The 24,944-nt window shown below is 36.9% G+C and carries 20 protein-coding genes; 13 read left to right on the top strand and 7 right to left on the bottom strand.

Annotated elements, in window-relative coordinates:
* Positions 1-27: 27 nt before the first annotated feature.
* From OLM61_RS13635 to uvrB, 7 genes are all read left to right on the top strand, one after another.
* Positions 28-849, top strand: coding sequence for a DUF4249 domain-containing protein (locus tag OLM61_RS13635; protein ID WP_264523191.1), 822 nt, complete (start codon positions 28-30; stop codon positions 847-849).
* Positions 850-858: 9 nt separating this feature from the next.
* Positions 859-1,341, top strand: a complete 483-nt coding sequence (locus OLM61_RS13630; protein ID WP_264523190.1) for a GyrI-like domain-containing protein — start codon at positions 859-861, stop codon at positions 1,339-1,341.
* Between the two features lie 4 nt (positions 1,342-1,345).
* Positions 1,346-1,786 carry a DinB family protein gene (locus tag OLM61_RS13625; protein WP_264523189.1) on the top strand — a complete coding sequence of 147 codons (441 nt, stop codon included), beginning with the start codon at positions 1,346-1,348 and terminating at the stop codon, positions 1,784-1,786.
* A 136-nt stretch (positions 1,787-1,922) separates the two neighbouring features.
* A complete protein-coding gene (locus tag OLM61_RS13620; RefSeq protein ID WP_264523188.1) occupies positions 1,923-2,585 on the top strand; it encodes a thiamine diphosphokinase in 663 nt (220 codons plus the stop codon).
* 57 nt (positions 2,586-2,642) lie between these two features.
* On the top strand, positions 2,643-3,602 hold the full coding sequence (gene rlmF, locus OLM61_RS13615) for a 23S rRNA (adenine(1618)-N(6))-methyltransferase RlmF (protein WP_264523187.1): 960 nt from the start codon (positions 2,643-2,645) through the stop codon (positions 3,600-3,602).
* An 89-nt stretch (positions 3,603-3,691) separates the two neighbouring features.
* The gene (locus OLM61_RS13610; RefSeq protein WP_264523186.1) at positions 3,692-4,630 is read left to right on the top strand and encodes an alpha/beta fold hydrolase; all 939 of its coding nucleotides are present in this window, start codon (positions 3,692-3,694) and stop codon (positions 4,628-4,630) included.
* A gap of 125 nt (positions 4,631-4,755) precedes the next feature.
* A complete protein-coding gene (uvrB, locus tag OLM61_RS13605) occupies positions 4,756-6,747 on the top strand; it encodes an excinuclease ABC subunit UvrB (RefSeq protein WP_264523185.1) in 1,992 nt (663 codons plus the stop codon).
* Here the strand turns inward: uvrB and OLM61_RS13600 are convergent.
* Positions 6,744-7,145 (bottom strand): excinuclease ABC subunit B, encoded by a 402-nt coding sequence (locus OLM61_RS13600; RefSeq protein ID WP_264523184.1) that lies wholly within the window; start codon positions 7,143-7,145, stop codon positions 6,744-6,746. The genes uvrB and OLM61_RS13600 overlap by 4 nt on opposite strands.
* Before the next feature lie 56 nt (positions 7,146-7,201).
* Here OLM61_RS13600 and OLM61_RS13595 point away from each other — a divergent pair, with 56 nt between their 5' ends.
* The 3 genes from OLM61_RS13595 to OLM61_RS13585 are packed head-to-tail and all read left to right on the top strand — an operon-like array spanning position 7,202 to position 10,068.
* Entirely contained in the window at positions 7,202-8,005 is an 804-nt protein-coding gene (locus OLM61_RS13595) for an alpha/beta hydrolase (protein ID WP_264523183.1), read from the top strand.
* A gap of 15 nt (positions 8,006-8,020) precedes the next feature.
* Positions 8,021-9,031 (top strand): dipeptide epimerase, encoded by a 1,011-nt coding sequence (locus OLM61_RS13590; RefSeq protein ID WP_264523182.1) that lies wholly within the window; start codon positions 8,021-8,023, stop codon positions 9,029-9,031.
* A 5-nt stretch (positions 9,032-9,036) separates the two neighbouring features.
* A complete protein-coding gene (locus OLM61_RS13585) occupies positions 9,037-10,068 on the top strand; it encodes an aminotransferase class I/II-fold pyridoxal phosphate-dependent enzyme (protein WP_264523181.1) in 1,032 nt (343 codons plus the stop codon).
* A gap of 40 nt (positions 10,069-10,108) precedes the next feature.
* Here OLM61_RS13585 and OLM61_RS13580 read toward each other — a convergent pair whose 3' ends face one another.
* The 3 genes from OLM61_RS13580 to OLM61_RS13570 are packed head-to-tail and all read right to left on the bottom strand — an operon-like array spanning position 10,109 to position 14,782.
* Complete coding sequence (locus OLM61_RS13580) at positions 10,109-11,641, bottom strand: SusD/RagB family nutrient-binding outer membrane lipoprotein (RefSeq protein ID WP_264523180.1); 1,533 nt, start codon at positions 11,639-11,641, stop codon at positions 10,109-10,111.
* A 10-nt stretch (positions 11,642-11,651) separates the two neighbouring features.
* Positions 11,652-13,859, bottom strand: a complete 2,208-nt coding sequence (locus OLM61_RS13575) for a TonB-dependent receptor (RefSeq protein ID WP_264523179.1) — start codon at positions 13,857-13,859, stop codon at positions 11,652-11,654.
* Positions 13,742-14,782, bottom strand: coding sequence for a TonB-dependent receptor plug domain-containing protein (locus OLM61_RS13570; protein ID WP_264523178.1), 1,041 nt, complete (start codon positions 14,780-14,782; stop codon positions 13,742-13,744). Before OLM61_RS13570 ends, OLM61_RS13575 begins: the two co-directional genes overlap by 118 nt.
* Positions 14,783-15,090: 308 nt before the next feature.
* Here OLM61_RS13570 and OLM61_RS13565 point away from each other — a divergent pair, with 308 nt between their 5' ends.
* The gene (locus tag OLM61_RS13565; RefSeq protein ID WP_263363048.1) at positions 15,091-15,552 is read left to right on the top strand and encodes a DUF1456 family protein; all 462 of its coding nucleotides are present in this window, start codon (positions 15,091-15,093) and stop codon (positions 15,550-15,552) included.
* 215 nt (positions 15,553-15,767) lie between these two features.
* Here OLM61_RS13565 and OLM61_RS13560 read toward each other — a convergent pair whose 3' ends face one another.
* Positions 15,768-16,472, bottom strand: a complete 705-nt coding sequence (locus OLM61_RS13560; protein ID WP_264523177.1) for a LytR/AlgR family response regulator transcription factor — start codon at positions 16,470-16,472, stop codon at positions 15,768-15,770.
* A 1-nt stretch (position 16,473) separates the two neighbouring features.
* On the bottom strand, positions 16,474-17,514 hold the full coding sequence (locus OLM61_RS13555; RefSeq protein WP_264523176.1) for a sensor histidine kinase: 1,041 nt from the start codon (positions 17,512-17,514) through the stop codon (positions 16,474-16,476).
* A gap of 221 nt (positions 17,515-17,735) precedes the next feature.
* Between OLM61_RS13555 and OLM61_RS13550 the strand changes: the two genes are divergently transcribed.
* The gene (locus OLM61_RS13550) at positions 17,736-18,539 is read left to right on the top strand and encodes a DUF5694 domain-containing protein (RefSeq protein ID WP_264523175.1); all 804 of its coding nucleotides are present in this window, start codon (positions 17,736-17,738) and stop codon (positions 18,537-18,539) included.
* 209 nt (positions 18,540-18,748) lie between these two features.
* On the opposite strand, the gene sucC is transcribed toward OLM61_RS13550, so the two are convergent.
* Positions 18,749-19,942, bottom strand: coding sequence for an ADP-forming succinate--CoA ligase subunit beta (sucC, locus tag OLM61_RS13545; RefSeq protein WP_173967052.1), 1,194 nt, complete (start codon positions 19,940-19,942; stop codon positions 18,749-18,751).
* A 415-nt stretch (positions 19,943-20,357) separates the two neighbouring features.
* Here sucC and gltB point away from each other — a divergent pair, with 415 nt between their 5' ends.
* A complete protein-coding gene (gene gltB / locus OLM61_RS13540; protein WP_264523174.1) occupies positions 20,358-24,875 on the top strand; it encodes a glutamate synthase large subunit in 4,518 nt (1,505 codons plus the stop codon).
* Positions 24,876-24,944 lie beyond the last annotated feature (69 nt).

Raw genomic sequence — 24,944 nt, 5'->3', positions numbered from 1 at the left:
CTGTAAAAAGAAAACAAAAGATAGATCATGAAAAAAGCAAGCATTTTAATGATAGTTTTAATATCGATTTTCTTCACAAGCTGTGAGGAAGTTGTAGATGTTAATTTAGATACTGCCCCTCCAAAGTTAGTCATCGAAGCTGCGATAAACTGGCAGAAACAAACAACCGGAAAACAACAGACTATAAAACTGACCACTACAACTGGTTATTTTCAAAACGTTATTCCAACCGTTGCGGGAGCGACCGTATTTATAAAAAACAGTCAGAACACACAATTCAACTTTATTGAAGTTCCCAAAACCGGACGATATGTGTGTTCGAATTTCGTTCCGGTAATTAACGAAACCTACACCCTAACCGTGATTTCGGGAGGCATTACCTATACTGCTACCGAAACCATGAAAGCAGTAGCACCCATAAGCCGAATTGAGCAAAACAACCAAGGCGGTTTTACCGGAAAAGATATTGAAACCAGAGCCTACTTTAATGACCCTGCCGACGATGATAATTTTTACCTCTTTAAATATATGTATTCGAGCAAAATTACCTCAACTTATTATGTTACGGAGGACAAGTTTTTTCAGGGAAATGAATATTTTAGCACATCAGATGATGACGATTTAAAAATTGGAGATGAGATCGAGATTACCCATTACGGCATCTCAAAACAGTATTACAACTATATGAACATACTGGTGAGTATAGCCGGGAATAATTCTGGCGGACCTTTTCAGTCCCCACCCGCAACTGTAAAAGGAAACATTATTAATACTGTTGATAAAGCCAATTATCCGTTGGGTTATTTTTCGCTTAGTGAAACAGATTACAAAAAATACAAAATCAAATAAGCTCTAAAAATGGAAGCCAAAATTCAGATATTACCCGAGAAGAAACTAATTGGTAAATACGTTACAATGTCATTTCTTGAAAACAAAACGCATCAACTGTGGAGTTCTTTTATGCCAAAACGAAAAGAAATTAAAAACACAATCGACGCCAATTTATATTCGCTCGAAGTTTTTCCTACTGCACACTTTGATAATTTTGATCCCGGTAATACCTTCGAAAAATGGGCTGCAGTCGAAGTCTCTGCTTTTGATGAAATGCCACTGGAAATGAAACCATTGGTAATTCCTACCGGATTATATGCTGTTTTTGTACATAAAGGTCCGCAAAGCGAAGGTCATAAAACCTATCATGAAATTTTTGTAGATTGGCTGCCAAATTCAGAATATATGGTGGATGAAAGGCCTCATTTTGCCGTAATGACTGAAAAATACAAAAAAGAAGATCCCGATTCTGAAGAAGAAATCTGGATTCCGATAACTCATAAAGCTTAAAATCATGTTGATTGAAACCTTAAAATTGCTTTTTAACAGAGATCTGAACAAATTGAAAGCCGAAATCGAATCGTATCCAAACGAAAGTCAGATTTGGGCAATTGCACCGGGCATTTCCAATTCAGCCGGAAATCTTTGTCTGCATTTAATAGGAAACCTAAACACCTATATTGGAGCCGAAATTGGAAAAACGGGTTACATCCGTGATCGTCCCTTAGAATTTTCATTGAAAGATGTTCCAAAATCAGAGCTAATCGGTAAAATCGAGAATACTATTTTGGTTGTAAACACTGCGCTCGACAGCCTGACCGAAGCTGATTTAGAACAAACTTATCCGCAAATTGTTTTCGAAAAAGAAATGTCAACAGGCTTCTTTCTGGTACATCTTTCTACGCATTTAGCGTATCATTTAGGGCAAATCAATTACCACCGACGTCTTGTTTAATTTTAGATTGTAGATTGTAGACTTCAGATTTCTCACATTTTACATTTTACATTTTACATTTAACTTCTCACATTTCACATTTCACATTTCACAATACTAACAGTACCTTTGCTCCACATTCAAACTAAAAAACTAAATGTCTTCACACCATATCGTACGCGACGACCAGGAACCCGCTTTAATTATCGCCAACGGAGCAGCATGCAATCCGGAATTATTAGGACAATTACTCGAATGGTCTCCGCTGGTTATCGTACTCGATTCAGCCATTGAAAGAGTAATTGAACTGGGCATCAAAGTCGATGTCCTTCTGGGTGATTTCGACCGTGGCTTTGATCCTGAAATTTACAAAACAACACAATACCCTATCGAAATCGTTCATACACCCGACCAGGACAAAACCGATTTAGAGAAAGCTTTTGACTATTTAATCGATCGCAAAATACCTGCTGTAAACGTCGTTTGGGCTACCGGAAAACGTGCAGACCATACCATCACCAATATTACCAACATTGCCCGTTACCGCGATTTGCTAAAAATTGTTATTCTGGACGACCATTCTAAAGTTTTTTTACTGCCCCGTAAATTCGAGAAATGGTATACCGAAAAAACACCTATCTCCTTGATTCCGATTGGGATTGTCAATGGCATTTATTCGACCAATTTGCTCTATCCGCTTACAAACGATACCCTAACGATTGGCTACAGAACCGGAAGCAGCAATGCTGTTCTACAGGATGGTTTAGTAACAATCATCCACACCGATGGTGATTTGCTGTTGATGGAATGCATGGATTAATTTTACAGGACGTTTCCTAAGAAAGGAATACCTATCTTTGCACGGAAATTTACAAAAATGAAAACAACAGACAATTCCGAAAAAAACAATTTACATCCTCGAAATCTTCATCGTTCCCGTTACGATTTCGAACTTCTTATCGCGAATTGTCCTGAGTTAAAAGCACAGGTTGCCGTAAACATTCACGGAATTGAAACTATTGATTTCAGCAATCCTCTTTCAGTAAAACTGCTGAACAAAGCTTTACTGAAAACCTATTACGACATACAAAACTGGGATATTCCTAAAAACTATCTTTGTCCACCTATTCCCGGAAGAACGGATTATATTCATTATCTAGCCGATTTACTGGCCGAAACTAACAACGGAAATATCCCTAAAGGCCCGTCAGTGTTAGGCTTGGATATAGGAACAGGCTCTAACTGCATCTATCCCGTTTTAGGAAATGCGATTTACGACTGGAGTTTCGTAGGAACAGATATTGACGAAAAAGCGATTGCAAATTGCAGCAAAATTATCGAAGCCAATCCAAAACTGATTGAGGCTATAAGCCTTCAGCAGCAAACGGAATCGCGTTTTATTTTTAAAAACATCATCACCCCCGAAGATCGTTTTACTTTTACAATGTGCAACCCACCATTTCATTCTTCGGCTGAAGACGCCAACCAAAGCACCGCACGCAAAGTTTCAAACTTAAATCCGAAAGAAAAGAAAAAAACAAATCCTGTTTTGAACTTCGGAGGTCAAAATGCAGAATTATGGTGTGATGGAGGTGAAATTGGTTTTGTAACTCAAATGATTTATGAAAGCGCCAGATATGCTATGCAATGCTTATGGTTTACCACTCTGGTTTCAAAAAGAGACAATCTTTCCAGTATTTACAAAACATTAAACAAAGTAAACGCTGCTACCATCAAAACAATCGATATGTCTCAGGGGCAAAAAACAAGCCGAATTGTAGCCTGGTCATTTTTAAGTGAGACTCAACAAAAAGCATGGAAGCTGGAAAACGCTTAACATTGAAATTCTAATACTTTAAAATAAAATTCTGATACTCTGAGGGTTCACATTTTTCGTACCTTTAAAGTAATTTGAATTTTATTCCTATGCCAAAATTACTCTTCAAAGCAGTATTGTTATTTTTGCTTGCCGGTTGTGCCGCTTCAAAAAAGGCAAAGTTTGACGATTATGTTTTTAAAACAAAAAGCGAAAAACAGACCTATATCGATTCATACAATCAGACTTTAAAGCTTTGGGGCATTCCGTATACCGAAGAAAACATACAGACAGCTTACGGAACAGCCCACGTAATTGTTACCGGATTAAAAAATGGCAAAGACTTGGTTCTGCTACACGGAATGGATGCAAGTTCCAGCATGTGGTATCCCAACATAAAAGCACTCTCCAAAAAACATCGCATTTATGCAATTGATTTTATAATAGAACCCGGAAAGTCTACTTTGACCTCTAAATCTCTTTCCTCAGACGAAATTGCCCTTTTGTACAATGAAATTTTCAATCACTACAAATTAAAGAATTTTGATATTATAGGAGCGTCACGTGGTGGCTGGATTGCAACATTATTAGCTACCCAAAACAACAATTCTATTGATAAAATAGTACTGCTAAGTCCTGCACAAACGTTTAAATTTATAGACAAAGTGAGGAAAACAACTTCTGCCCTAATGCTGAAACTGTTCCCAAATGAAAAGAAATTCGAAAAAACACTCCAAACTTTTTCTACTCATCCCGAAAAGATCAGTCCTGTTTACAAAAAGCAATTCTATCTGGCCAATAAATATGCGAAATCAAATTCAAGCATGTTCAAAATGCGTCCTTTTTCAGATGCTGAACTCCAATCCATCACCAATCCGGTTTTGATTTTAATTGGAGATCGTGATGTTATCAATTCAGAAGAAAGCTTAGAAAGAGCAAAAAAGTTTTTAATTCATAGCCAAACAAAAACAATATCGGATGCAGGGCACTTTCTATCGATTGATCAGTCGAAAATAGTGAATAACGCTATGATTGACTTTTTAGAATAGATAAAAAACACTGTGCTTACGGGAAATTATAGCAAACCTAACCCATTTGATTCATCCTCTTTTTAAGTTTTTATATAGAATCCAAACTTTGTATCTTTACAAAACTAATCTTTCATCGTCCAAAAATGAATTTCCAGGTATCCTCTGAATACAGTCCAAAAGGTGATCAGCCGCAAGCAATTGAAAAACTTTCACAAGGCATTATAGATGGTGAAAAATACCAGACTCTGTTAGGAGTTACGGGATCCGGAAAAACCTTTACGGTAGCCAATGTCATTCAGGAAGTTCAGCGACCAACTTTGGTTTTAGCGCACAACAAAACGTTGGCTGCACAGTTGTATTCTGAATTCAAGCAATTCTTTCCCAATAACGCTGTAGAGTACTTTGTTTCCTACTACGATTATTATCAGCCGGAAGCTTTTATGCCGGTTAGCGGAGTATTTATTGAGAAAGACCTGTCCATCAACGAGGAACTCGAAAAAATGCGTTTGAGCACTACCTCTTCGCTGCTTTCCGGACGTCGTGATATTTTAGTTGTAGCTTCGGTTTCCTGTCTGTATGGTATTGGAAATCCTGTTGAATTTCAGAAAAACGTTATTGAAATAGCGAGAGATCAGGTTATCTCCCGAACCAAATTATTACACAGTCTGGTTCAGAGTTTATACTCCAGAACCGAGGCAGATTTTACGCCCGGAACATTCCGAATTAAAGGAGACACCGTTGAAGTATACCCAAGTTATGCCGATGATGCTTTTAGAATTCACTTCTTTGGTGATGAAATCGAGGAAATAGAATCTTTTGATGCCAAGACCTCACAAGTCATTGAAAAATTCCAGCGACTGACGATTTATCCGGCCAATATGTTTGTGACTTCCCCTGATGTTTTGCAAAACGCTATTTGGGAAATCCAACAGGATTTAGTCAAACAGGTTGATTATTTTAAAGAAATAGGAAAACATCTGGAAGCAAAACGTTTGGAAGAACGTACTAATTTTGATTTAGAAATGATTCGTGAACTGGGCTATTGCTCCGGAATTGAGAATTATTCAAGATATCTGGACGGAAGAGAAGCGGGAACGCGTCCTTTCTGTTTGTTAGACTATTTCCCAGATGATTATCTGATGGTAGTCGACGAAAGCCACGTAACAGTCTCACAGGTTCACGCCATGTACGGAGGTGACCGCAGCCGAAAAGAAAATCTGGTCGAATACGGTTTCCGTTTGCCGGCCGCAATGGACAACCGACCTTTGAAGTTTGAGGAATTTGAAGCCATGCAAAATCAGGTCATCTACGTATCTGCAACACCTGCCGATTATGAGCTGCAAAAAACAGACGGAATTTATGTCGAACAAGTCATTCGCCCAACCGGCTTATTAGATCCAATTATTGAAATCCGACCAAGTTTGAATCAGATTGATGATTTGATCGAAGAAATTCAGGTGCGTTGTGAATTGGATGAAAGAGTTTTAGTAACTACACTGACGAAGAGAATGGCCGAAGAACTAGCCAAATATTTAACTAAGGTAAACATTCGTTGCCGCTATATTCACTCTGATGTCGATACACTGGAACGCATTGAAATCATGCAGGACTTACGTAAAGGTATTTTTGATGTTCTAATTGGAGTAAACTTACTTCGTGAAGGTCTCGATTTACCCGAAGTTTCTCTTGTTGCTATTCTAGATGCCGACAAAGAAGGTTTTTTAAGAAGCCACAGATCGCTGACTCAAACGATTGGTCGTGCTGCAAGGAACCTGAACGGAAAAGCAATTATGTATGCCGATAAGATTACGGCAAGCATGCAAAAAACGATCGATGAAACCAATTATCGCAGAACAAAACAGATCAATTATAATACTGAAAATAACATCACACCTCAGGCCCTAAACAAGAAAATTGATAGTGCCTTTACTAAAAATCCGCTGGTGGAATATGAATTAGGACATACCATACCGGTTGCAGCAGAACCTCAAACCGCTTATTTATCGAAATCGGAGTTGGAAAAAATGATTCGTGAAAAACGAAAATCAATGGAGAAAGCAGCAAAAGAACTGGACTTTTTACAAGCGGCAAAGCTGCGTGACGAAATTAAAAAACTACAGGAGCAACTGTCTTAGTTGTGCTGTTCCTGAAAAACTTTCAATAAAACTTTAGGGTCAATTATAGCGTTTGGCGCATTTTTCATTAAATCTAAAACACGTCTGGTAGCGTTTGGATTCAATCCCATTTCAATGGAAATTTGCTGTATGGCTTTTGCTTCTTTTTCATGCAAAATACCATCACAATACATAATCAATGCCAGTCTGTAAAATTGCTGAATGCGCTGAAACTCCGATTTTATAACTATACCAGCGCTTTCCTGATGAAATAAATCACGAAAAACATCCGGGCCAATATTGAGCTCCTGGGCTACCAGCCACAAAAAATCATACTCTCTCTTATGCAACTGCCCGTCAACGGTAGAAAAAGCAATCATTTCTAAAAGTAAACTTCTCTTTTCTGTTTCGGTATTCATCAATTTATTATTTTTAGCTAAAATATTGTTTTTAAATCTAAAACGCAACAGTACTCATGATTAGGAGATTTTTCTTTTTTATTTTCTTATGGGTAACGGCTATCGCCGGCGCACAGAACAGTACTGCTTCCAAAAACGTATCGACTTTTACGATTGAAGCCCCTCAATTAAAAACCACCAAAAAAATATGGCTTTATCTTCCTGAAGGTTATTCGGCTACAGCCAAAAAGAGATACTCCGTGATGTATATGCACGATGCTCAGAATTTGTTTGATGCCAAAACCTCGTACGCAGGCGAATGGAATGTAGACGAAAAACTGGATAGCCTCAAAGCACCCGTAATTGTAGTGGGTATTGAACACGGAAATGACAATCGTATAAGCGAATTAACGCCCTATAAAAATGACAAATATGGTGGTGGAAATGCCGATAATTATCTCGATTTTATTGTAAAAACCTTAAAACCGTATATTGATCAGCATTACAAAACAAAAACCAAGGCAAAAAATACCCTTATTATGGGAAGTTCGCTTGGCGGATTAGTTTCGTATTACGCCATATTAAAATACCCGGAAACCTTTGGAAAAGCGGGTGTATTCTCGCCATCCTTCTGGTTTTCGAATGACATTTATACTTTGACAACACAAACTCCTAAAATCAAAACCAAGATTTATTTTTTATGCGGAGACAAAGAAAGCGATGATATGGTAACCGATATGACAAAAATGGAACGTTTATTAGATACGAAACACTGTTATTGTCTTCATCTGACCAAATCTAAAATTGTAAAAGGAGGCGAACATAATGAAAAACTTTGGCGTGATGGTTTTGCGAAAGCTATAATCTGGCTGGGGTATTAACTAAAAAACAGACTTATGGAATTAATTTTAAGAGAGTACAATCTAAAACTCAAACATACTTTTACCATTTCCAGAGAATCAATTGATTTTCAGCCTTCGCTAATTGTAGAGCTCAAAAGCGATGGTTTTTCGGGTTTTGGAGAGGCCACTTCAAATCCGTATTATAAAACAACCGTTCCGATGATGATTCAGGATTTGGAAAAAATCAGAGGCATTATCGAAAACACTACGAATGAAACTCCTGAAATTTTCTGGGCAAAAATTTATCCGTATTTAAAGAATGACATGTTTGCTTTATGTGCGTTAGACATGGCTTATAACGACCTGTATGCACGCAAAAAGGGTAAAAAACTATACGATTTATGGAATTACACTATTGATCGAAATCCGCTGACAGATTATACGATTGGTATTGCTTCTATAGAAAAAATGGTTTCAAAAATGCAGGAGCTTCCGTGGCCTATTTATAAAATTAAACTAGGGACAAAAGAAGACATCGCCATTGTAAAAGAACTTCGAAAACATACCGATGCTATTTTCAGAATCGACGCCAATTGCGGCTGGGAGGTTGACGAAACCATTCATAACGCCATTAAACTAAAAAAACTAGGAGTCGAATTTCTCGAACAGCCTCTGAAAGCCGATCATTGGGACGCGCATAAGGAAGTTTTCAAACATTCGGTTTTACCCATAATAGCGGACGAAAGCTGTATTATTGAAGAAGATGTAGCCAAATGTTTCAATCATTTTCACGGAGTAAATGTAAAATTGGTGAAATGCGGTGGTTTGACTCCGGGGAAACGCATGATTGAAGAAGCCAAAAAATTAGGACTGAAAACGATGGTGGGCTGCATGACAGAATCTACCGTGGGAATCTCGGCAATTGCGCACTTATTACCTCAACTGGATTATGTGGATATGGATGGAGCCTTACTTTTAGCAGAGGATATTGCCACCGGTGTCACCATAAAAAATGGTGTAATCCATTATTCTGAACTTAATGGAACCGGAGTTACTTTAATCTAACTGCTATGAACGTCGATCAATTTCCGGACAGAATCATTGAAATCAATCAGGAGCATTATTTGTATTTTGGAGGAACAGCTTATTTGGGATTACCCACAAACAGGGCTTTTCAGGAATTGGTCATTAAAAATATGCTGCGATGGGGAACAACCTATGGAAGCTCCAGAAATGCCAATATAAAACTAACGGCTTATGAAAACGGTGAAACTTTTCTGGCCCGTTACATACAATCCGAAAGCGCGGTTACCGTATCCTCCGGAATGCTTGCCGGAAAACTGGTTCTCGAGCAATTGCTTACAACCACCGATTGTTTCTTTCATTTTTCAGATTTGCATACCGCAATTAAAACGCCCAATAGTTTACCAGTATTTTTAAATAACCAAATAAATCCAAGGCTGCTGGATGCTAAAGCAGAAAAAATCAGCATTCTTACTGACGGAGTTCCCTCCCATCAAACCAAAACCATTGATTTGTCGCTTTTAAAAGAAATTCCCCATCATAAAGAAATTACTTTACTTATAGATGAATCTCATTCACTTGGGATTTTAGGCCAAAATGGCTGCGGACTTTACTCGGGTATCGACCTTCCAATTAAGCGCAAAATCATGGTGTCGTCTTTAGGAAAAGCACTGGGCTTAAGCGGTGGCGTAATTGCCAGTGATGTTTCTTTTATCAATCAGATCAAAAACACCGATACCTTTGTCTCAGCTGCCGGAATGAATCCTGCTTTTGTTCAGACGCTGGCGGATGCAACCGAAATTTACAGTGTACAACATCAGAAACTGCTGGATAACCTTCATTATATCGATCAGAAACTAATCAAAAATGACACAATCCAATTTGATAAAACATACCCTTTACTTTATTTAGAAGATGAAAATCTAATCGAAATACTGGAAGCAAACAAGATTATTATTGCCAATTTCAAATACCAAAAAGACACAGCTCCTTTAAATCGAATTGTGATTACGGCAAATCACGTTAAAGATGATTTAGACAAATTAATTGACGTTTTGAATCAAAGTAGCGGCTTATAAAAAAACAGCTCTGATCAAAAAATCAGAGCCGCTTTAGTTTTTATTTGTCCCACCAAACAGGTGTGACCATTGATTTAAAGTTTAATTCGTAATTTGCTTTATTAGCGTTTCTTTCGTTGGTAGAATAAATAAATCTTCTTATCCATTTTCCTCCATTAGCAGGATCGGCGGCTTTTGGCAGGGCTAATCCCGGAAAAACGTTTGTAGAAAAATCATAGCGTCTGTAATCATTAAATGTTTCGCAGTTCAAATAGAGTGCTATATTTTTTTGCCTCATAATATCTTTCAACTGCAAATTGGCCGCACCTTTATTGATAGAAGCATCTCCCAAATAAGCATTTTTATCCGAACCAGAAACTCCTAATTTATCCATATTTGCACCAATAGCCTCCATATAGGCGCTATACCCTATTGCATTTGTTCCGGTACTTGTCGCATTACCTCCATTTAAAATAAATTGTGCTTCGGCCTGCATTAGTTTAACTTCAGAAAAGGACAAAATAACAACTGGTGAATCTATTTTTGAATAATAAGAATACAAGCCTATTTTAGCATTAGGTGCTGGTGTTCCTTTTGATCCCTGTCCAGGTTCTCCACCAATATAACTACCCGGAACATTAGGATTTGGATCTTTAGGATTAACAACTCCATCTGTTACGGGATAACTTCTAAGATCAATCAATAATGGCATTCTGGGATCCATCGCTACGGTTTTAAAAGTAAAGGTACTCCCGTTCATAAAACCAATAAATTGCCTGGTGATCAGATAAGATGCATTTCCGGTATTAAGTCCTAATTGGTTATTGTACCATGGATTTGTCTGTACTTTATTGAAAATCAATTGAAAATCATCTGCATTGGATGTTATTCCTTTTGCCAAATAAGAAACTACCGTATTGGCAGCAGTTGTGGCATTGATTTTTGATAAGTGCAACGCATATCTCGCTTTAAAGGTGTAAGCCGCTTTTATCCATTTTCCTATATTTCCACCATAAACAAGGTCTTCTTTTCCCGGAGTAAAAGAGGATGTGTTAGGAGCTGATAAATTGGCAATTGCCTGATCTAATAGGTTGTTTATACCTTTATAAACCTCTTCCTGACGGTCATATTCCGGCTTAAAATTCTGTGATGCCAATGACGCCTGCGAAAAAGGTATATCTCCGTACAGATCCGTCAGCAATCCAAAATTTACAGCTTGTAAAATTTGAACAATCCCCTTGTAATGTGATGATTTTGTTTCATCGGCTTTATCGGCTACTTCTTTTAGGTTTCCTAAAGCTTTTACATACGCAGAAGACCAATAGCTATCTAAGGATTCTTCGTAATGATTGTCTACCCCTACTGACGAATTAAGTGCAGAGGAAGTATATTGCGTTAGCAAAGAAACTCTGGTCGCAGCAGTATACTGAGCATCAAATGTGTAGTAAATTGCAGGACCCAATAAATCTTTCAGATTTTTATTCGCATCAGGTATTACATTTCCCGGTGTATTTATATCAAAATAATCATCGCTACAGCTATAAGTTGTTAGGACAATGCTTATTATCAAGAAGGTTTTGAATATATTTTTCATCTTTTATAAATTAAAATCCTAGATTAATACTAAATGAATATGATTGTGTAAGCGGAGTGGTCAAACCTGTAAATCCGTAAACATTGGTACCGGCACTATAGCTGGAACCTTCCGGATCGAAACCATCAAATGGTGTCCAAATCAAGAAATTACTCCCCGATACGGTAAAAGACAAATTAGAAACACCAATGGTTTTTAATGCTTCTTTGGTCATATTATAAGTAACCGACACATTTCTAAGCTTAAACCAGGAGGCGTCCTGTATAAGAGCATCTGCAGCTGTATTGTAAATCGTATTGTTGTAATAATTGTTGCGCAACGATTTATTTATAGGGATATCATTAGGCACATATCCTCCTGCTCCATCAGATTTTACACCATCTAAAACAGCACTTTCGTTTCGGTCTGCCGTAACTCCCAAAACACCATTTCTAATTCCGTTTCTTCTGGCTGTATCGTACGCATCTCCGCCTTTTTTATATTCCAGCAAAAATCCAATATCAAAATTTTGAATTTTGAACGTATTGTTTAGCGTAGCTACCCAGTCCGGAAAAGCCTCGCCAATCTTATTTATGGCTATGGCTCCGGTACTTGTTTTATTAAAAACGGGCAATCCGTTTGCACCAATCACTACTTTACCATCTACGCGTTGCCAGGACTGTCCATAAAGTGTTCCCGCTGCATCGCCCAAACGTACTTGTGAAGTTATATTGGTAGCCTGAGAGTCATATCCGAAAATAATATTTTCAAAAGGCAATTCTGTAACCTTAGTTTTGTATTGTGTAAAATTTAGCGTAGACGTCCAGCTGAACTTTGGATTTTTAAACCAATCTGCACCTAAAGTCAATTCGTTTCCTGTTGTTTTTAAAGATCCCCCATTGTCCCAAAATGCAGTAATTGAAGAGGATTGCGGCACGATTCTTTGAATAATCTGATCGTCACTAACTCTGTTAAAATAAGTGTATTCCAGTCGTATTCTATCTCTAAAAAAACGTAAATCTGTACCTATTTCCCAAGTCGATATAATTTCGGCTTTCAAATTTGGATTGGCATCAACAGATGTGGCAGATACTCCTCCAACTCCGTTGAATGGAAAGTTGACATCTTTTATATTTTTTCTAAAGATCGCAAACGGAGGTGTTTTTCCGCTTTGTGCCCAGGATGTTCTTAATTTTCCATAAGACAAAATAGATTTGTTCTGGTCAATCAGATCTCCAAAAAGAAAAGACAAATTCGTAGAATAATAATCAAATTTATTATTTTTTACCGGCAAAGTAGATACCTGATCGTATCGCCCCGTAACACCCAGATAAATAATTTCTTTATAATCTGCTTTTGCTTCAAAAAAGTTTCCCACGTTTCTTACGCGCTCTTGACCCAAATTATAAGCAAACAAATTGGTCGCATTAGAAATATTATTAAAATCTGTAATAAAAATTCCTTCTCCTCTTACATTTGAATAGGTGTTTTTGGTATCCAAAATTTGATTTCCTAAGGTAAGGGTGGTATTAAAATTTCCAAATTTTTTATTGGCCGTAATCACAAAACTGGAATTAAGTCCGGTAAAACCAATATTTTCATCCAGAATAAAACCATTTACTGCTGTTCCCACATCAAGATTAGCAGGAACATATCTGTTTCTTGTTTCAGAATAATTATCTACACTAGCTCTATACACAAAGTTTAACCATGAAGTTGCCTGATAATTAAAATCGGCCGAAGCAATAATACGATTTACATCATCTTTTAAATTACTTACAGAAGTAAAATACCTTGGCTGATCGATAATACCATTTGTATAATCTTTTTCTTTTCCCTCAGCAGTAAGATAATCGTTTACATCAATAGAAGGGGACCAATATGCCAGAGAACTCATAACCGATTTGTCTCCATTATTAGATCTTATGCCTCCCGATTTTGTATAAGCAAAAGAAGTCCCTATTTTAAATTTTTCAGAAATTTGATACCCTCCATTTGCTTTGAACGTTTTTCTTTGGTAAGAGGTATTGGGTACAATGCCTTCATCTTTACTGGTAGAAGCAGATACAAAATAATTGATTTTCTCTGTTCCTCCGCTTACACTCACACCTAAATTTTGAGTCACACCCGTTTTAAAGAAATCTTTATAAAAATTTCTGTACTTAATTCCCGCACCATCTGAACTGGAATATTCCGGTCCAAAACTCCAGAATCCTCCGGGCTCGCAGGATTTACCCATTCAAAACCGCTAGGACTATTCGACACGGTACTTTTTACATAAGAAGCTCCGTTTAGACCTTCTCTGTATTTGGATTGCAGCTCCGGATAATGATTTACCTCACTAAAAGAAATGCTGGAATTGATATTAATTTTTGGCTTTCCTTCTTTTCCTCTTTTGGTAGTGATAATAATCACACCATTACCAGCCAAAATACCATACAATGCCGTAGCACCGGCTCCTTTAAGAACGGTGTAGCTTTCGATATCCTCCGGATTAATATCTATTGCTCTGTTAGAAAACGAAAACTGTTCTCCGCTACTCACAGAATTAGAGCCTTTTGAGGGCGCTACATTTCCTATAGCCGTAGAATTATTTACAGGGTTCCCATCAATAATAATCAAAGGCTGATTATTATTAGACGGATCTAAAGAAGAAACACCACGAATAACAATATCTACACCTGCACCAACTCCTCCTGAAGTTTTACTTATGGTTACTCCCGCTACTCCCCCTTGCAAACTCTCAAGAGCATTTAATTGACCCGGTCTTTCGATATCCAACGCCTTCAAAGTCTGGCTGGCGTAACCCAAAGATTTTGTTTTATTTTTTATCCCAAAAGCGGTTACCGTCACTGCCTCCAACTCTTTGGAATCCGGATTCATTTTTACATTCAAAATACTTCCTGTTACGGTAGCTTCATTCATTTTGTACCCAACGAACGAAAATAGCAGGACTGATCCTTTATTTACGCTAATGGCAAAATCCCCGTCTAAACCAGAAGTAGCAGTATTGGAAGTTCCTTTTTCCAGAATGTTTACACCTGGCATTGAAACTCCCCTCTCATCTGTTACGCTTCCTTTTACCGTTATTTTTTGTGCAAACAGTATGCCTGAAGCAAGTAAGAACAAAACGAAGGAAAAGGTAAAATTCTTTTGTTTCATAAAAATTTAGTTAAAAATGGTTAATAATTTGGTTTGTTAGACCCGTAATTTAACACTTTATTTCACTAAAATTCCTTTTTCATATCAAAATTTTAAAGATATTTCTTATAAATACACTTTTAAGCAAAAAACAGTCAAAACCACATCATTAGCAAATTCATTAACCAATTCCGTGAATTTTCACTAATTAAATTTGAACGCAATACAATTTGCGAAAATTCATGAAATTCGTGGCAAAAAAAACTCACCCCACTCAATAAATTGCAATCAAATTACTTTTAAAACGTACCTTTGTAAAAAATTAAACGATGACAAACAACGATATCCTAAAAAAACTTCGCGTGGCTTTGATGCTCCGTGACGACCAAATAGTAGAAATTTTAGAATTAGTAGATTTTAGAATTTCAAAATCAGAATTGGGCGCTTTTTTTAGAGCCGAAGATCATGAGAATTATATGGAATGTGGCGATCAGGTTTTGCGTAACTTCTTAAACGGACTGGTAATTCATTTAAGAGGAACGAAAGAAAACCCTAAAAACCCAAATGATGTTTTAGCCAAACATAAAGCTGAAATTCCAAAGAAAGACAGTTCAAACCGACCTGAATTTAAAGCTGCTCCAAAAGATCCTGAAAGAGCAAGAGGCGATCAAAGTTCATCGAAATCAAGTTCGGCTGCCAAAAAACCTAAAAAGAAAGAGTTCCCAAAAGGCAACGGAAAACCATCAGTGGTAGAAAAAGTGGTTTACAAAAACGGGAAGAATAAAAAATAGTACTGTTTGTTTAACCGCAAAGAGTGCAAGGATTTTTAATTATAAGAATCTATACAACCGCAAAGTTCGCAAAGCTATAATGGATAAAGCTTTGCGAACTTTGCGTTTATTAAGCACAACCTAAGAAAAAAACTTTGCGAACTTTGCGGTTATTAAGCGCAATCTAAGAAAAAACTTTTGCGCCCCTTGCGGTAGAAATCACCATCAAAACAAACTTATATCTTATTCTTATCAATTCTATCAAAAAAAGCATCTTTAAAAGTCGCTCCAATAGGCAGTTCTTTACCATTGACAAAAACCGAAAAACTGTCTGTCGATTCAATTTGTTTCAAAGCCAACACGTATGATTTATGTATCTGGACAAAATCTCTTTCGGGCAGCGATTCGATTACATTTTTTAAAGACGAATGCGTGATAATTTGCTGATTCACTGTATGAATACAAACATAGTTCTGAAGACTTTCTACATACAGAATCTCGTCTAAAAACAGCTTTACGAACTTATTTTTTCCGTCTGTTTTAATAAAAATAAAGTCAGAGGAGTTGTTGGGTACAACCTCTGTTTTTGAATCAGTATTTAGTTTAGAAACGGCCTGATAAAATCGTTCAAAAGCAATTGGTTTCAATAAATAATCGACTGCATTTAATTCAAAACCCTCTAAAGCAAAATCCGGATAAGCGGTCGTGAAGATCACTTTGATCTCTTTCGAAATAATTCTGGAAAGTTGTAAACCGGTTAACTGCGGCATCTGAATATCGAGAAAAATGACATCAACCTTTTGTGTATTTAAAAATTCTAATGCTTTCAATGCATCATTGAAAACAGCTGTTTTTTCCAAAAAAGAGACTTTCCCGATGTAATTTTCCAGAATACGCGTTGCCGGCGGTTCGTCATCAACAATGATACACTTATATTTCATATTACTTTTTTAGCGGTATTTTTAAATAGGTTTTAAAGGTATTCTTTTCTGCTGTTTTCTCGAGTGTAAACTCCCCTTTATAAGCATGCTCCAAACGTTTCCTTAAATTATCAAAACCAATTCCGGTTGAAGAATAATTCTCGCCTTCGGCATTATAGTTAAAGGTCGACAGCTCTAAAAAGTTTTCTTTTATGACAATAGAAATAACTGCTTTCTCTTTCTCATTGTTCAATTTTCCATGTTTGAAAACATTTTCAATAAAATGAACCAAAGCCGATGAAAGAATCTTTTCTGTTGCATACTTTCCTTCAATTATAAAATCTAGGTAAAGCAGATCTTCAAATCTTTTTTTCTGTAAATGAATATAGTTTTGTACAAACTGAATTTCTTTAGAAAGCAATACCTCATCCTTTTCCGTTTCTGTAATAACATAACGCAGCAAATCCGAAAGTACTAAAATATCCGAAGCCATTGCATCATCTTTCAAAACCAGCTGACTGTAAAAGGAATTTAAAGTATTAAACAAAAAATGCGGACTCACCTGCGATTTCAGCATTTGGAGCTCGGCCTTTTTATTTTCTAATACTAATTCCTGATTTTGTTTCTGCGCTTCCTGAAAATGAAAGAACAGATAAGCCAGACTGCTTAAAATAACAGCAGGCAGCCCAAAGAAAAAATTATCCTTAATATAATAGCCTATCTCTCTGGTTTCTTTTGCATAATTATGAATTCCGGTAAGCTCATAAAGGATCACTTCCTGAACGAAATACCGTAGTGCCGCAAAAATTAACAGGGAGACAGGAATACTCATCACATAAAAAAGAATTTTCCTTCTGTTTAAAAACCAATTGCAAAAAGTATAAAAGTTTAAGAGGTAAACGATGAAGATTACCAGTACGAAACTAATGTTAAACATATAGGAAATCCAGTTGAAGACTAACTCCATGTCCCGATTGTTAACACCAATATCCCAAAGGTTTAAGGTGATAAACAATCCTAAAAAAAGAGCGATATGATAGGAAAATGGAATTTTTAGCTTCATAATAACCGTGTTGTCCTTTCAAAAATACAACTATACCTTCATATGGATACTATATTTATACGAAACCGCTATTTTGGGTGACAAACTATCAAAATCGATACACCAAATTTTTCAACCGCTGATTCTCAAGGTTTGTAATTTGAAATCTACTGTTCATCAAAAACCCGAATTTCACCTGAAAAGCTACGCTACATTTGTCTTGAATTTAAAAACCAATCATCATGAAAAAAATCGCCTTATTACTGTTTTTTGCTCTCGCATTCCATACTGTTTCTGCACAATCCAAAAAGAAACAAGTGCTATTACTTGGAACCTTCCATTTTGAAAACCCGGGACTTGACGTTGCTAAAATAAACAGCTTTAATGTTATGTCAGACAAGAGCCAAAAAGAACTGGAAAACATTACCAATAAAATTAAAAAGTTTGGTCCGGACAAAATTTTTGTGGAATGGAATTATCAGAAACAAGACAAACTGGATAAATTTTATGCCAAAAACACAGATAGTTTGTTGCATAAACGCGCCGATGAAATCGTACAAGTAGCTTTAAGATCGGCCAAAAAATTAGGACACAAAAAGTTATACGGAATTGATTATAACGATACCGACTTCCCATACGACAGTTTAGTAAAAGGCATGACAGCTGCCAATCAGTTTGATCTGATCAAAAAAAATGAAGAGACGATGAAAAGCTACGAAAAAGACCAGAATGAAAAAATTGCCAAATATTCCCTAACCGAATTACTTGTGGACATTAACTCAAAAGAATCCAATGAAGACAATGTTAGCTGGTATCTGGAAACGGCAATTAAAGGAGGTAAAACAGACAATTTTGTGGGGGCATTTCTAGTTTCTGAGTGGTACAGAAGAAATCTCTACATGTATGCTTTGATTCAAAAACTGACCGAAAGTAAAGATGATAAAATCATGGTTTTATTGGGAGCCGGGCATACCGCTATGATAAGAGACTTTTTCAAACACAACTCCGATTTTGAAATTGTAGAACTGCCGACGGTTTTGAAATAATTTTTTATTTTAACCGCAAACTTCGCAAAGCTAGTTGTTTAAAATAGCCACGAATTCACGAATTTTTATTCTCAAAGATTATAAAAAATAATTCGTGAATTCGTGGTTAAAAAAACTTTGCGAACTTTGCGTAATTCTTTACGGTTAAAAACAAAAAAAATCCACTCCTTTCGGAATGGATTTTCTATATAAATTGATTTCTTATTTAATTAAGAAAGTGCAGCTTTAACCTGATCAGCAGCTTCTTGAAATTGAACAGCTGATAAAATTGGCATACCTGAATTGTCAATTAATTCTTTTGCAATTTCAGCATTTGTTCCTTGCAAACGAACAATAATTGGCACATTGATAGCATCACCCATGTTTTTGTAAGCATCAACAACACCTTGAGCAACACGGTCACAACGAACGATTCCTCCGAAGATATTGATCAAAATAGCTTTTACGTTAGGATCTTTTAAGATAATACGGAAAGCAGTTTCAACACGTTTTGCATCAGCAGTTCCACCAACGTCTAAGAAGTTAGCAGGCTCAAATCCAGCGTATTTAATTAAATCCATAGTTGCCATTGCAAGACCAGCTCCGTTTACCATACAACCTACAGTACCGTCAAGATCTACATAGTTCAATCCTACTTCTTTAGCTTCAACCTCGATTGGATTCTCCTCACGGATATCTCTCATCTCAGCATATTTTGCTTGTCTGTATAAAGCATTATCATCGATATTTACTTTAGCATCAACAGCCATAATTTTGTTATCTGAAGTTTTCAAAACCGGGTTGATTTCGAACATAGATGCATCAGAACCAACATAAGCGTTGTATAATGAATCGATGAATTTCACCATTTCTTTAAAAGCATTTCCAGAAAGGCCTAAGTTAAAAGCAATTCTTCTTGCTTGAAAACCTTGTAATCCAACAGTTGGATCAATTTCTTCTGTAAAGATTAAGTGTGGTGTATGCTCCGCAACTTCTTCGATATCCATTCCTCCTTCAGTAGAATACATAATCATGTTACGTCCTGTACCTCTATTCAATAAAACAGAAACATAAAACTCAGAAGTTTCACTTTCGCCAGGATAATAAACATCTTCAGCAACTAAAACTTTGTTTACTTTTTTACCCTCAGCAGAAGTTTGAGGTGTAATCAATTGCATTCCGATGATTTGTTCAGCAATTTCTTCAACTTGTTGCAAGTTTTTAGCCAACTTCACTCCACCACCTTTTCCACGTCCACCTGCGTGAATTTGTGCTTTTATCACATGCCATCCTGTACCAGTTTCGGCAGTTAATTGTTTTGCAGCAGCCACAGCTTCAACCGCATTGTTAGCCACAATTCCGCGTTGAATGCGTACTCCGTAACTTGCTAAAATTTCTTTTCCTTGATATTCGTGTATGTTCATAATATAGAATTTGTCTGGTTCTGAATTTATTTCAGAATAAAAGTGCGACAAAAGTAGCAAAATTCAACTTAATAGTAAAATCTTTTTCAATTAAATAATACGTGTGATATGCACGAAACGTTTATTCTTTTTGAATGCAAAGAAATGGTTAACTAAACAATTTATTAATATTAACTAAAAACTACTAAAACGTTTGATATTTAACAAAAACACCACCGTATTCATTAGCCTTACAGCGATTTTTCCTAATATATTTTAATCCTAATTGTCATTTTAATAATTCGCAATGGTTAAAATAACAATATTATCAATTAAGAAGCCTTTTTCTATTATTACAACAAAAATGAAAGCCAAATCATCATTTCAATACATTATGTTTAACGAAATCTCTATTTTTGTAAAAAAAATATCAAGAATGAAAGTTAAAGAACAAGGGCTTTATTTGCCTGAATTTGAACACGACAATTGTGGTGCAGGATTTATTTGTAATTTGAATGGTATTAAATCAAATGATATTATTCACAAAGCATTGGATATCTTAATAAAATTGGAACATCGTGGTGCAGTTAGTTCTGATGGAAGAACTGGAGACGGAGCTGGAATTTTATTCGACATCCCACATGATTTTTTTAAAAAGGTCTGTGATTTTGAAATCCCTGAAACACGTGAGTATGCAGTAGGAATGGTTTTTTTACCAAAAAGCAAAAACCAGGTTTCTTTTTGTATCAACGCTTTCGAATCGACTATTAAGGATCAGAACTTAAAAATCCTTGGTTGGAGAGATGTACCTGTTGAAGTGGAAAATTTAGGGCAGATTGCCGCAGAAAAAGAACCAACAGTTAAACAGGTTTTTGTTAGCAAAAACGGTCAGGATTTAACTGAAAATGAATTCAATGCAAAACTTTTTGCAGCTAGAAAAATTGCCGAACATGCCGTTAGAGGATCTAAAACCTCAGAAAGCCACATGTTTTATTTCTCTAGTTTATCGACAACTACCATAATATATAAAGGTTTATTGATGCCAGAAGACATCAGCCGTTATTATGTTGACTTAAAAGATCCCGATTTAGTGACTCGTCTGGCATTGGTGCACCAGCGTTTCTCTACCAATACTTTCCCTTCATGGGAATTAGCGCAGCCGTTTAGATACATGTGTCATAATGGTGAAATCAATACACTTCGTGGAAACGTAAGTCGTATGCGTGCCCGTGAAGAATTGATGCAAAGCAAAGTTTTTGGCGATGATATCAAAAAACTATTCCCAATTATATTAGAAGGAAAATCAGATTCTGCTTCTATGGATATGGTGGTAGAACTTTTATTAATGACCGGACGTTCCTTACCCGAAGCAATGATGATGGTTGTTCCGGAAGCCTGGGAAAAACACCAGACCATGTCTCCTGAGAAAAAAGCATTCTACGAGTTTAACGCTTGTATTATGGAACCTTGGGACGGTCCTGCCTCTATTCCGTTTACTGACGGTAATGTGATTGGTGCTTTACTAGACCGAAACGGATTACGTCCTTCCCGTTATACCTTAACCAAAAGCGGTTTTGTAATCATGTCATCAGAAATTGGTGTATTAGATATAGAACCGGAAGATGTAATACAACACGGTCGTTTAGAGCCGGGAAAAATGTTCCTGGTGGACATGAACGAAGGCCGTATTATTGAAGACGAAGAAGTTAAAAAATCAATCGTTACCAAACGTCCTTACAAAGAATGGATCGATGCGAATCTATTGCCTTTATCTAAAATACCGTATACCAACAACCAAACTCCGGTTGAAAAACTGGATTTCTTAACCAGACAAAAATTATTTGGCTATACGATTGAAGATTTAAAAACAATCATTAACCCAATGGGAGGCCAGGGAGCGGAAGCTATTAGCTCAATGGGTAACGACACGCCTCTGGCTGTTTTATCAGACCAACCTCAATTGTTGTACAACTATTTCAAACAACTATTTGCTCAGGTTACCAACCCGCCGCTGGACGGTATTCGTGAGGAAATCATTACCGATATCAGTTTAGCCATTGGCGGTGATTTTAATATTTTTGAAATTGAATCGAAACAATGCAAAAAACTGAAAATTCAAAATCCGGTTATTTCGAACGAGGATCTAGATAAAATCAGAAACATTGATCATGTTGATTTCAAATCGGCCACTATTTCTACCTTATATAAGATCGAAAAAGGAGTAAATGGCTTAGAGCGCGCACTTGAAAAATGTGTTGAAGCCACATTCAAAGCCGTTTCTGACGGATGCAACATCATTATCTTATCAGACAGAGGAGTAAGCGAAGAACTGGCTCCAATACCAATGTTATTGGCTTGTTCTTATATTCACCACTCTTTGAATATTTTACAGGTTCGTTCTAAATTCGGAATCATAATCGAATCTGCCGAGCCTCGTGAACCGCATCATTTTGCTTTATTGTTCGGATATGGCGCAAGTGCGATCAATCCTTACATGGTAAACGAAATCATTCACGATCAGGTGAATCAGGGCTTTATCAAAGGTGTAAAAGCGGATTATGCGATTGTAAATTACAACAAAGCAATTGCAAAAGGAATCGTTAAAATCATGAACAAAATTGGTATCTCTACTTTACATTCGTACAGAGCTGCACAGATTTTCGAAATTTTAGGTTTAAACAAAACCTTTACTTCAAAATATTTCCCTTACACCCCATCAAGAATTGAAGGAATTGGTTTGATGGAAGTCGAAAAAGAAGTCAAAAAACGTTTCCAGAAAGCCTTTCCAAACTCAAAAATTGCCAACTTACTTTCCCTTGAAATTGGAGGTATTTACAGATGGCGACGTGGCGGTGAAAAACACATGTTTAACCCGACTACTATTTCAAAATTACAACAGGCCGTTCGTTTAAACAGTCCTGAAAGTTATAAAGAATACTCCAACATGGTCAATGAGCAAAGCTCAAACCTAATGACCATCAGAGGATTATTTGAATTCAATAATCTAGATCCGATTTCGATCGATGAAGTAGAATCGTGGACTGAAATTGTAAAGAAATTCAAAACCGGAGCGATGTCTTACGGATCGATCAGTAGAGAAGCGCACGAGAATTTAGCGATTGCCATGAACAGAATTGGCGGAAAAAGTAATTCGGGAGAAGGTGGAGAAGATCCAAAACGTTTCCAGAAAGAAATTAACGGAGATTCGAGGAACAGTGCGATCAAACAAGTAGCATCGGGACGTTTTGGTGTTTCGATCAATTATTTGACAAATGCCAAAGAAATTCAGATTAAAATGGCTCAGGGAGCAAAACCTGGTGAAGGTGGACAGTTACCCGGAGAAAAAGTGGTGCCGTGGATTGCCGAAACCAGAAACTCTACCCCTTATGTAGGTTTGATTTCGCCACCGCCACACCACGATATTTATTCTATCGAGGATTTATCACAGTTGATTTACGACTTGAAAAATGCCAATCGTGAAGCGCGTGTAAACGTAAAACTAGTTTCTGAAGTTGGAGTTGGAACAATCGCTGCCGGTGTTGCCAAAGCAAAAGCTGACGTCATCTTAATTTCAGGTTATGACGGAGGAACCGGTGCTGCACCTTTAACTTCTTTACAGCACACAGGTATTCCGTGGGAACTTGGACTAGCCGAAGCACAGCAAACTTTGATCTTAAACGATTTAAGAAGCCGTGTAGTTCTGGAATGTGACGGACAATTGAAAACAGGTCGTGATGTAGCGATAGCAGCATTGTTAGGAGCTGAGGAATTTGGTTTTGCCACTGCACCACTGGTAGCCTCAGGATGCATCATGATGAGAGCTTGTCACTTAAATACCTGCCCGGTTGGTATTGCAACTCAGGATCCTGAATTAAGAAAAAATTTCAAAGGAACTCCGGAACACGTCATAAACTTCATGTATTTTATTGCCGAAGAGTTAAGAGAAATCATGGCGCAATTAGGTTTCAGAACTTTAAAAGAAATGGTGGGTCAGTCGCAAAAATTGAATGTGAACAAAGCGATCCAACATTACAAAGCCAATGGATTGGACTTATCATCGATTTTATACAAACCGGAAAAAGCTAAAACGGTTCCAAATCACAATACGACTGCACAAGATCACCAACTTGAAAATGTATTAGACTTTGCCATTATCAAAGAAGCGATTCCGTCTATTTACAGAAAAGAAAAAACAAGAGTTACCTTTAAAATTAAAAATACAGACCGTTCTGTAGGTGCCATTTTGAGTAATGAAATCTCAAAAATTTATGGTGCACAAGGATTACCTGATGATACTATTTTAGTTGATTTTGAAGGTTCTGCCGGACAAAGTTTTGGTGCTTTTGCCACAAACGGGTTGTCGTTTAAAATTCACGGAAACTGTAATGATTATTTAGGAAAAGGGCTTTCGGGCGGAAAACTAATTGTAAAAGTACCTCCTACTGCCACTTTTAAACCTGAAGAAAACATCATTATCGGGAACGTTGCCCTTTACGGAGCTATTACCGGAGAGGCTTATATTAATGGAATTGCCGGAGAGCGTTTCTGTGTTAGAAATTCGGGAGCAACTGCGGTTGTCGAAGGAATTGGAGATCACGGATGCGAGTACATGACCGGTGGTACGGTAGTAGTTTTAGGAAAAACAGGGCGAAACTTCGCGGCCGGTATGAGCGGTGGTGTTGCCTATGTTTACGATCCGAAACAACAATTCGATTCAAGGGTATGCAACATGGAAATGGTTGCTTTTGATCCTATCGAAGACGAAGACGTGAGAAAACTAAGAAAACTGATCAAAAACCACTCTCTGTACACCAACAGTCCATTAGCAAAAAGAATTTTGGCAGACTGGGAAAATGAACAGCAAAATTTCGTAAAAGTAATGCCAACAGATTACAAAAAAGCATTACAACGAATTGCAGAAGAGAAAAAAATAGAAGAATTAATAGCGGGATAAAAATCAATTTCAAAAAATAAAATTCCAAATTCCAATGGCAATGTCTTCCTGAGCGGAGTCGAAGGAAGC

The organism is Flavobacterium sp. N502536 (assembly GCF_025947345.1).
In the GTDB taxonomy this organism is placed as follows: Bacteria; Bacteroidota; Bacteroidia; order Flavobacteriales; family Flavobacteriaceae; genus Flavobacterium.
This window is presented reverse-complemented; position numbering and strand designations above follow the sequence as displayed.

Bases quoted from the DNA above. Each gene is read 5' to 3' on its own strand.
- gltB (WP_264523174.1), top strand. From the start codon at position 20,358: ATGAAAGTTAAAGAACAAGGGCTTTATTTGCCTGAATTTGAACACGAC.
- OLM61_RS13620 (WP_264523188.1), top strand. From the start codon at position 1,923: ATGTCTTCACACCATATCGTACGCGACGACCAGGAACCCGCTTTAATT.
- uvrB (WP_264523185.1), top strand. From the start codon at position 4,756: ATGAATTTCCAGGTATCCTCTGAATACAGTCCAAAAGGTGATCAGCCG.
- OLM61_RS13585 (WP_264523181.1), top strand. From the start codon at position 9,037: ATGAACGTCGATCAATTTCCGGACAGAATCATTGAAATCAATCAGGAG.
- OLM61_RS13580 (WP_264523180.1), bottom strand. From the start codon at position 11,641: ATGAAAAATATATTCAAAACCTTCTTGATAATAAGCATTGTCCTAACA.
- OLM61_RS13635 (WP_264523191.1), top strand. From the start codon at position 28: ATGAAAAAAGCAAGCATTTTAATGATAGTTTTAATATCGATTTTCTTC.
- OLM61_RS13630 (WP_264523190.1), top strand. From the start codon at position 859: ATGGAAGCCAAAATTCAGATATTACCCGAGAAGAAACTAATTGGTAAA.
- OLM61_RS13570 (WP_264523178.1), bottom strand. From the start codon at position 14,782: ATGAAACAAAAGAATTTTACCTTTTCCTTCGTTTTGTTCTTACTTGCT.
- sucC (WP_173967052.1), bottom strand. From the start codon at position 19,942: ATGAACATACACGAATATCAAGGAAAAGAAATTTTAGCAAGTTACGGA.
- OLM61_RS13560 (WP_264523177.1), bottom strand. From the start codon at position 16,472: ATGAAATATAAGTGTATCATTGTTGATGACGAACCGCCGGCAACGCGT.
- OLM61_RS13610 (WP_264523186.1), top strand. From the start codon at position 3,692: ATGCCAAAATTACTCTTCAAAGCAGTATTGTTATTTTTGCTTGCCGGT.
- OLM61_RS13555 (WP_264523176.1), bottom strand. From the start codon at position 17,514: ATGAAGCTAAAAATTCCATTTTCCTATCATATCGCTCTTTTTTTAGGA.
- OLM61_RS13575 (WP_264523179.1), bottom strand. From the start codon at position 13,859: ATGGGTAAATCCTGCGAGCCCGGAGGATTCTGGAGTTTTGGACCGGAA.
- OLM61_RS13550 (WP_264523175.1), top strand. From the start codon at position 17,736: ATGAAAAAAATCGCCTTATTACTGTTTTTTGCTCTCGCATTCCATACT.
- OLM61_RS13625 (WP_264523189.1), top strand. From the start codon at position 1,346: ATGTTGATTGAAACCTTAAAATTGCTTTTTAACAGAGATCTGAACAAA.
- OLM61_RS13600 (WP_264523184.1), bottom strand. From the start codon at position 7,145: ATGAATACCGAAACAGAAAAGAGAAGTTTACTTTTAGAAATGATTGCT.
- OLM61_RS13590 (WP_264523182.1), top strand. From the start codon at position 8,021: ATGGAATTAATTTTAAGAGAGTACAATCTAAAACTCAAACATACTTTT.
- OLM61_RS13595 (WP_264523183.1), top strand. From the start codon at position 7,202: ATGATTAGGAGATTTTTCTTTTTTATTTTCTTATGGGTAACGGCTATC.
- OLM61_RS13565 (WP_263363048.1), top strand. From the start codon at position 15,091: ATGACAAACAACGATATCCTAAAAAAACTTCGCGTGGCTTTGATGCTC.
- rlmF (WP_264523187.1), top strand. From the start codon at position 2,643: ATGAAAACAACAGACAATTCCGAAAAAAACAATTTACATCCTCGAAAT.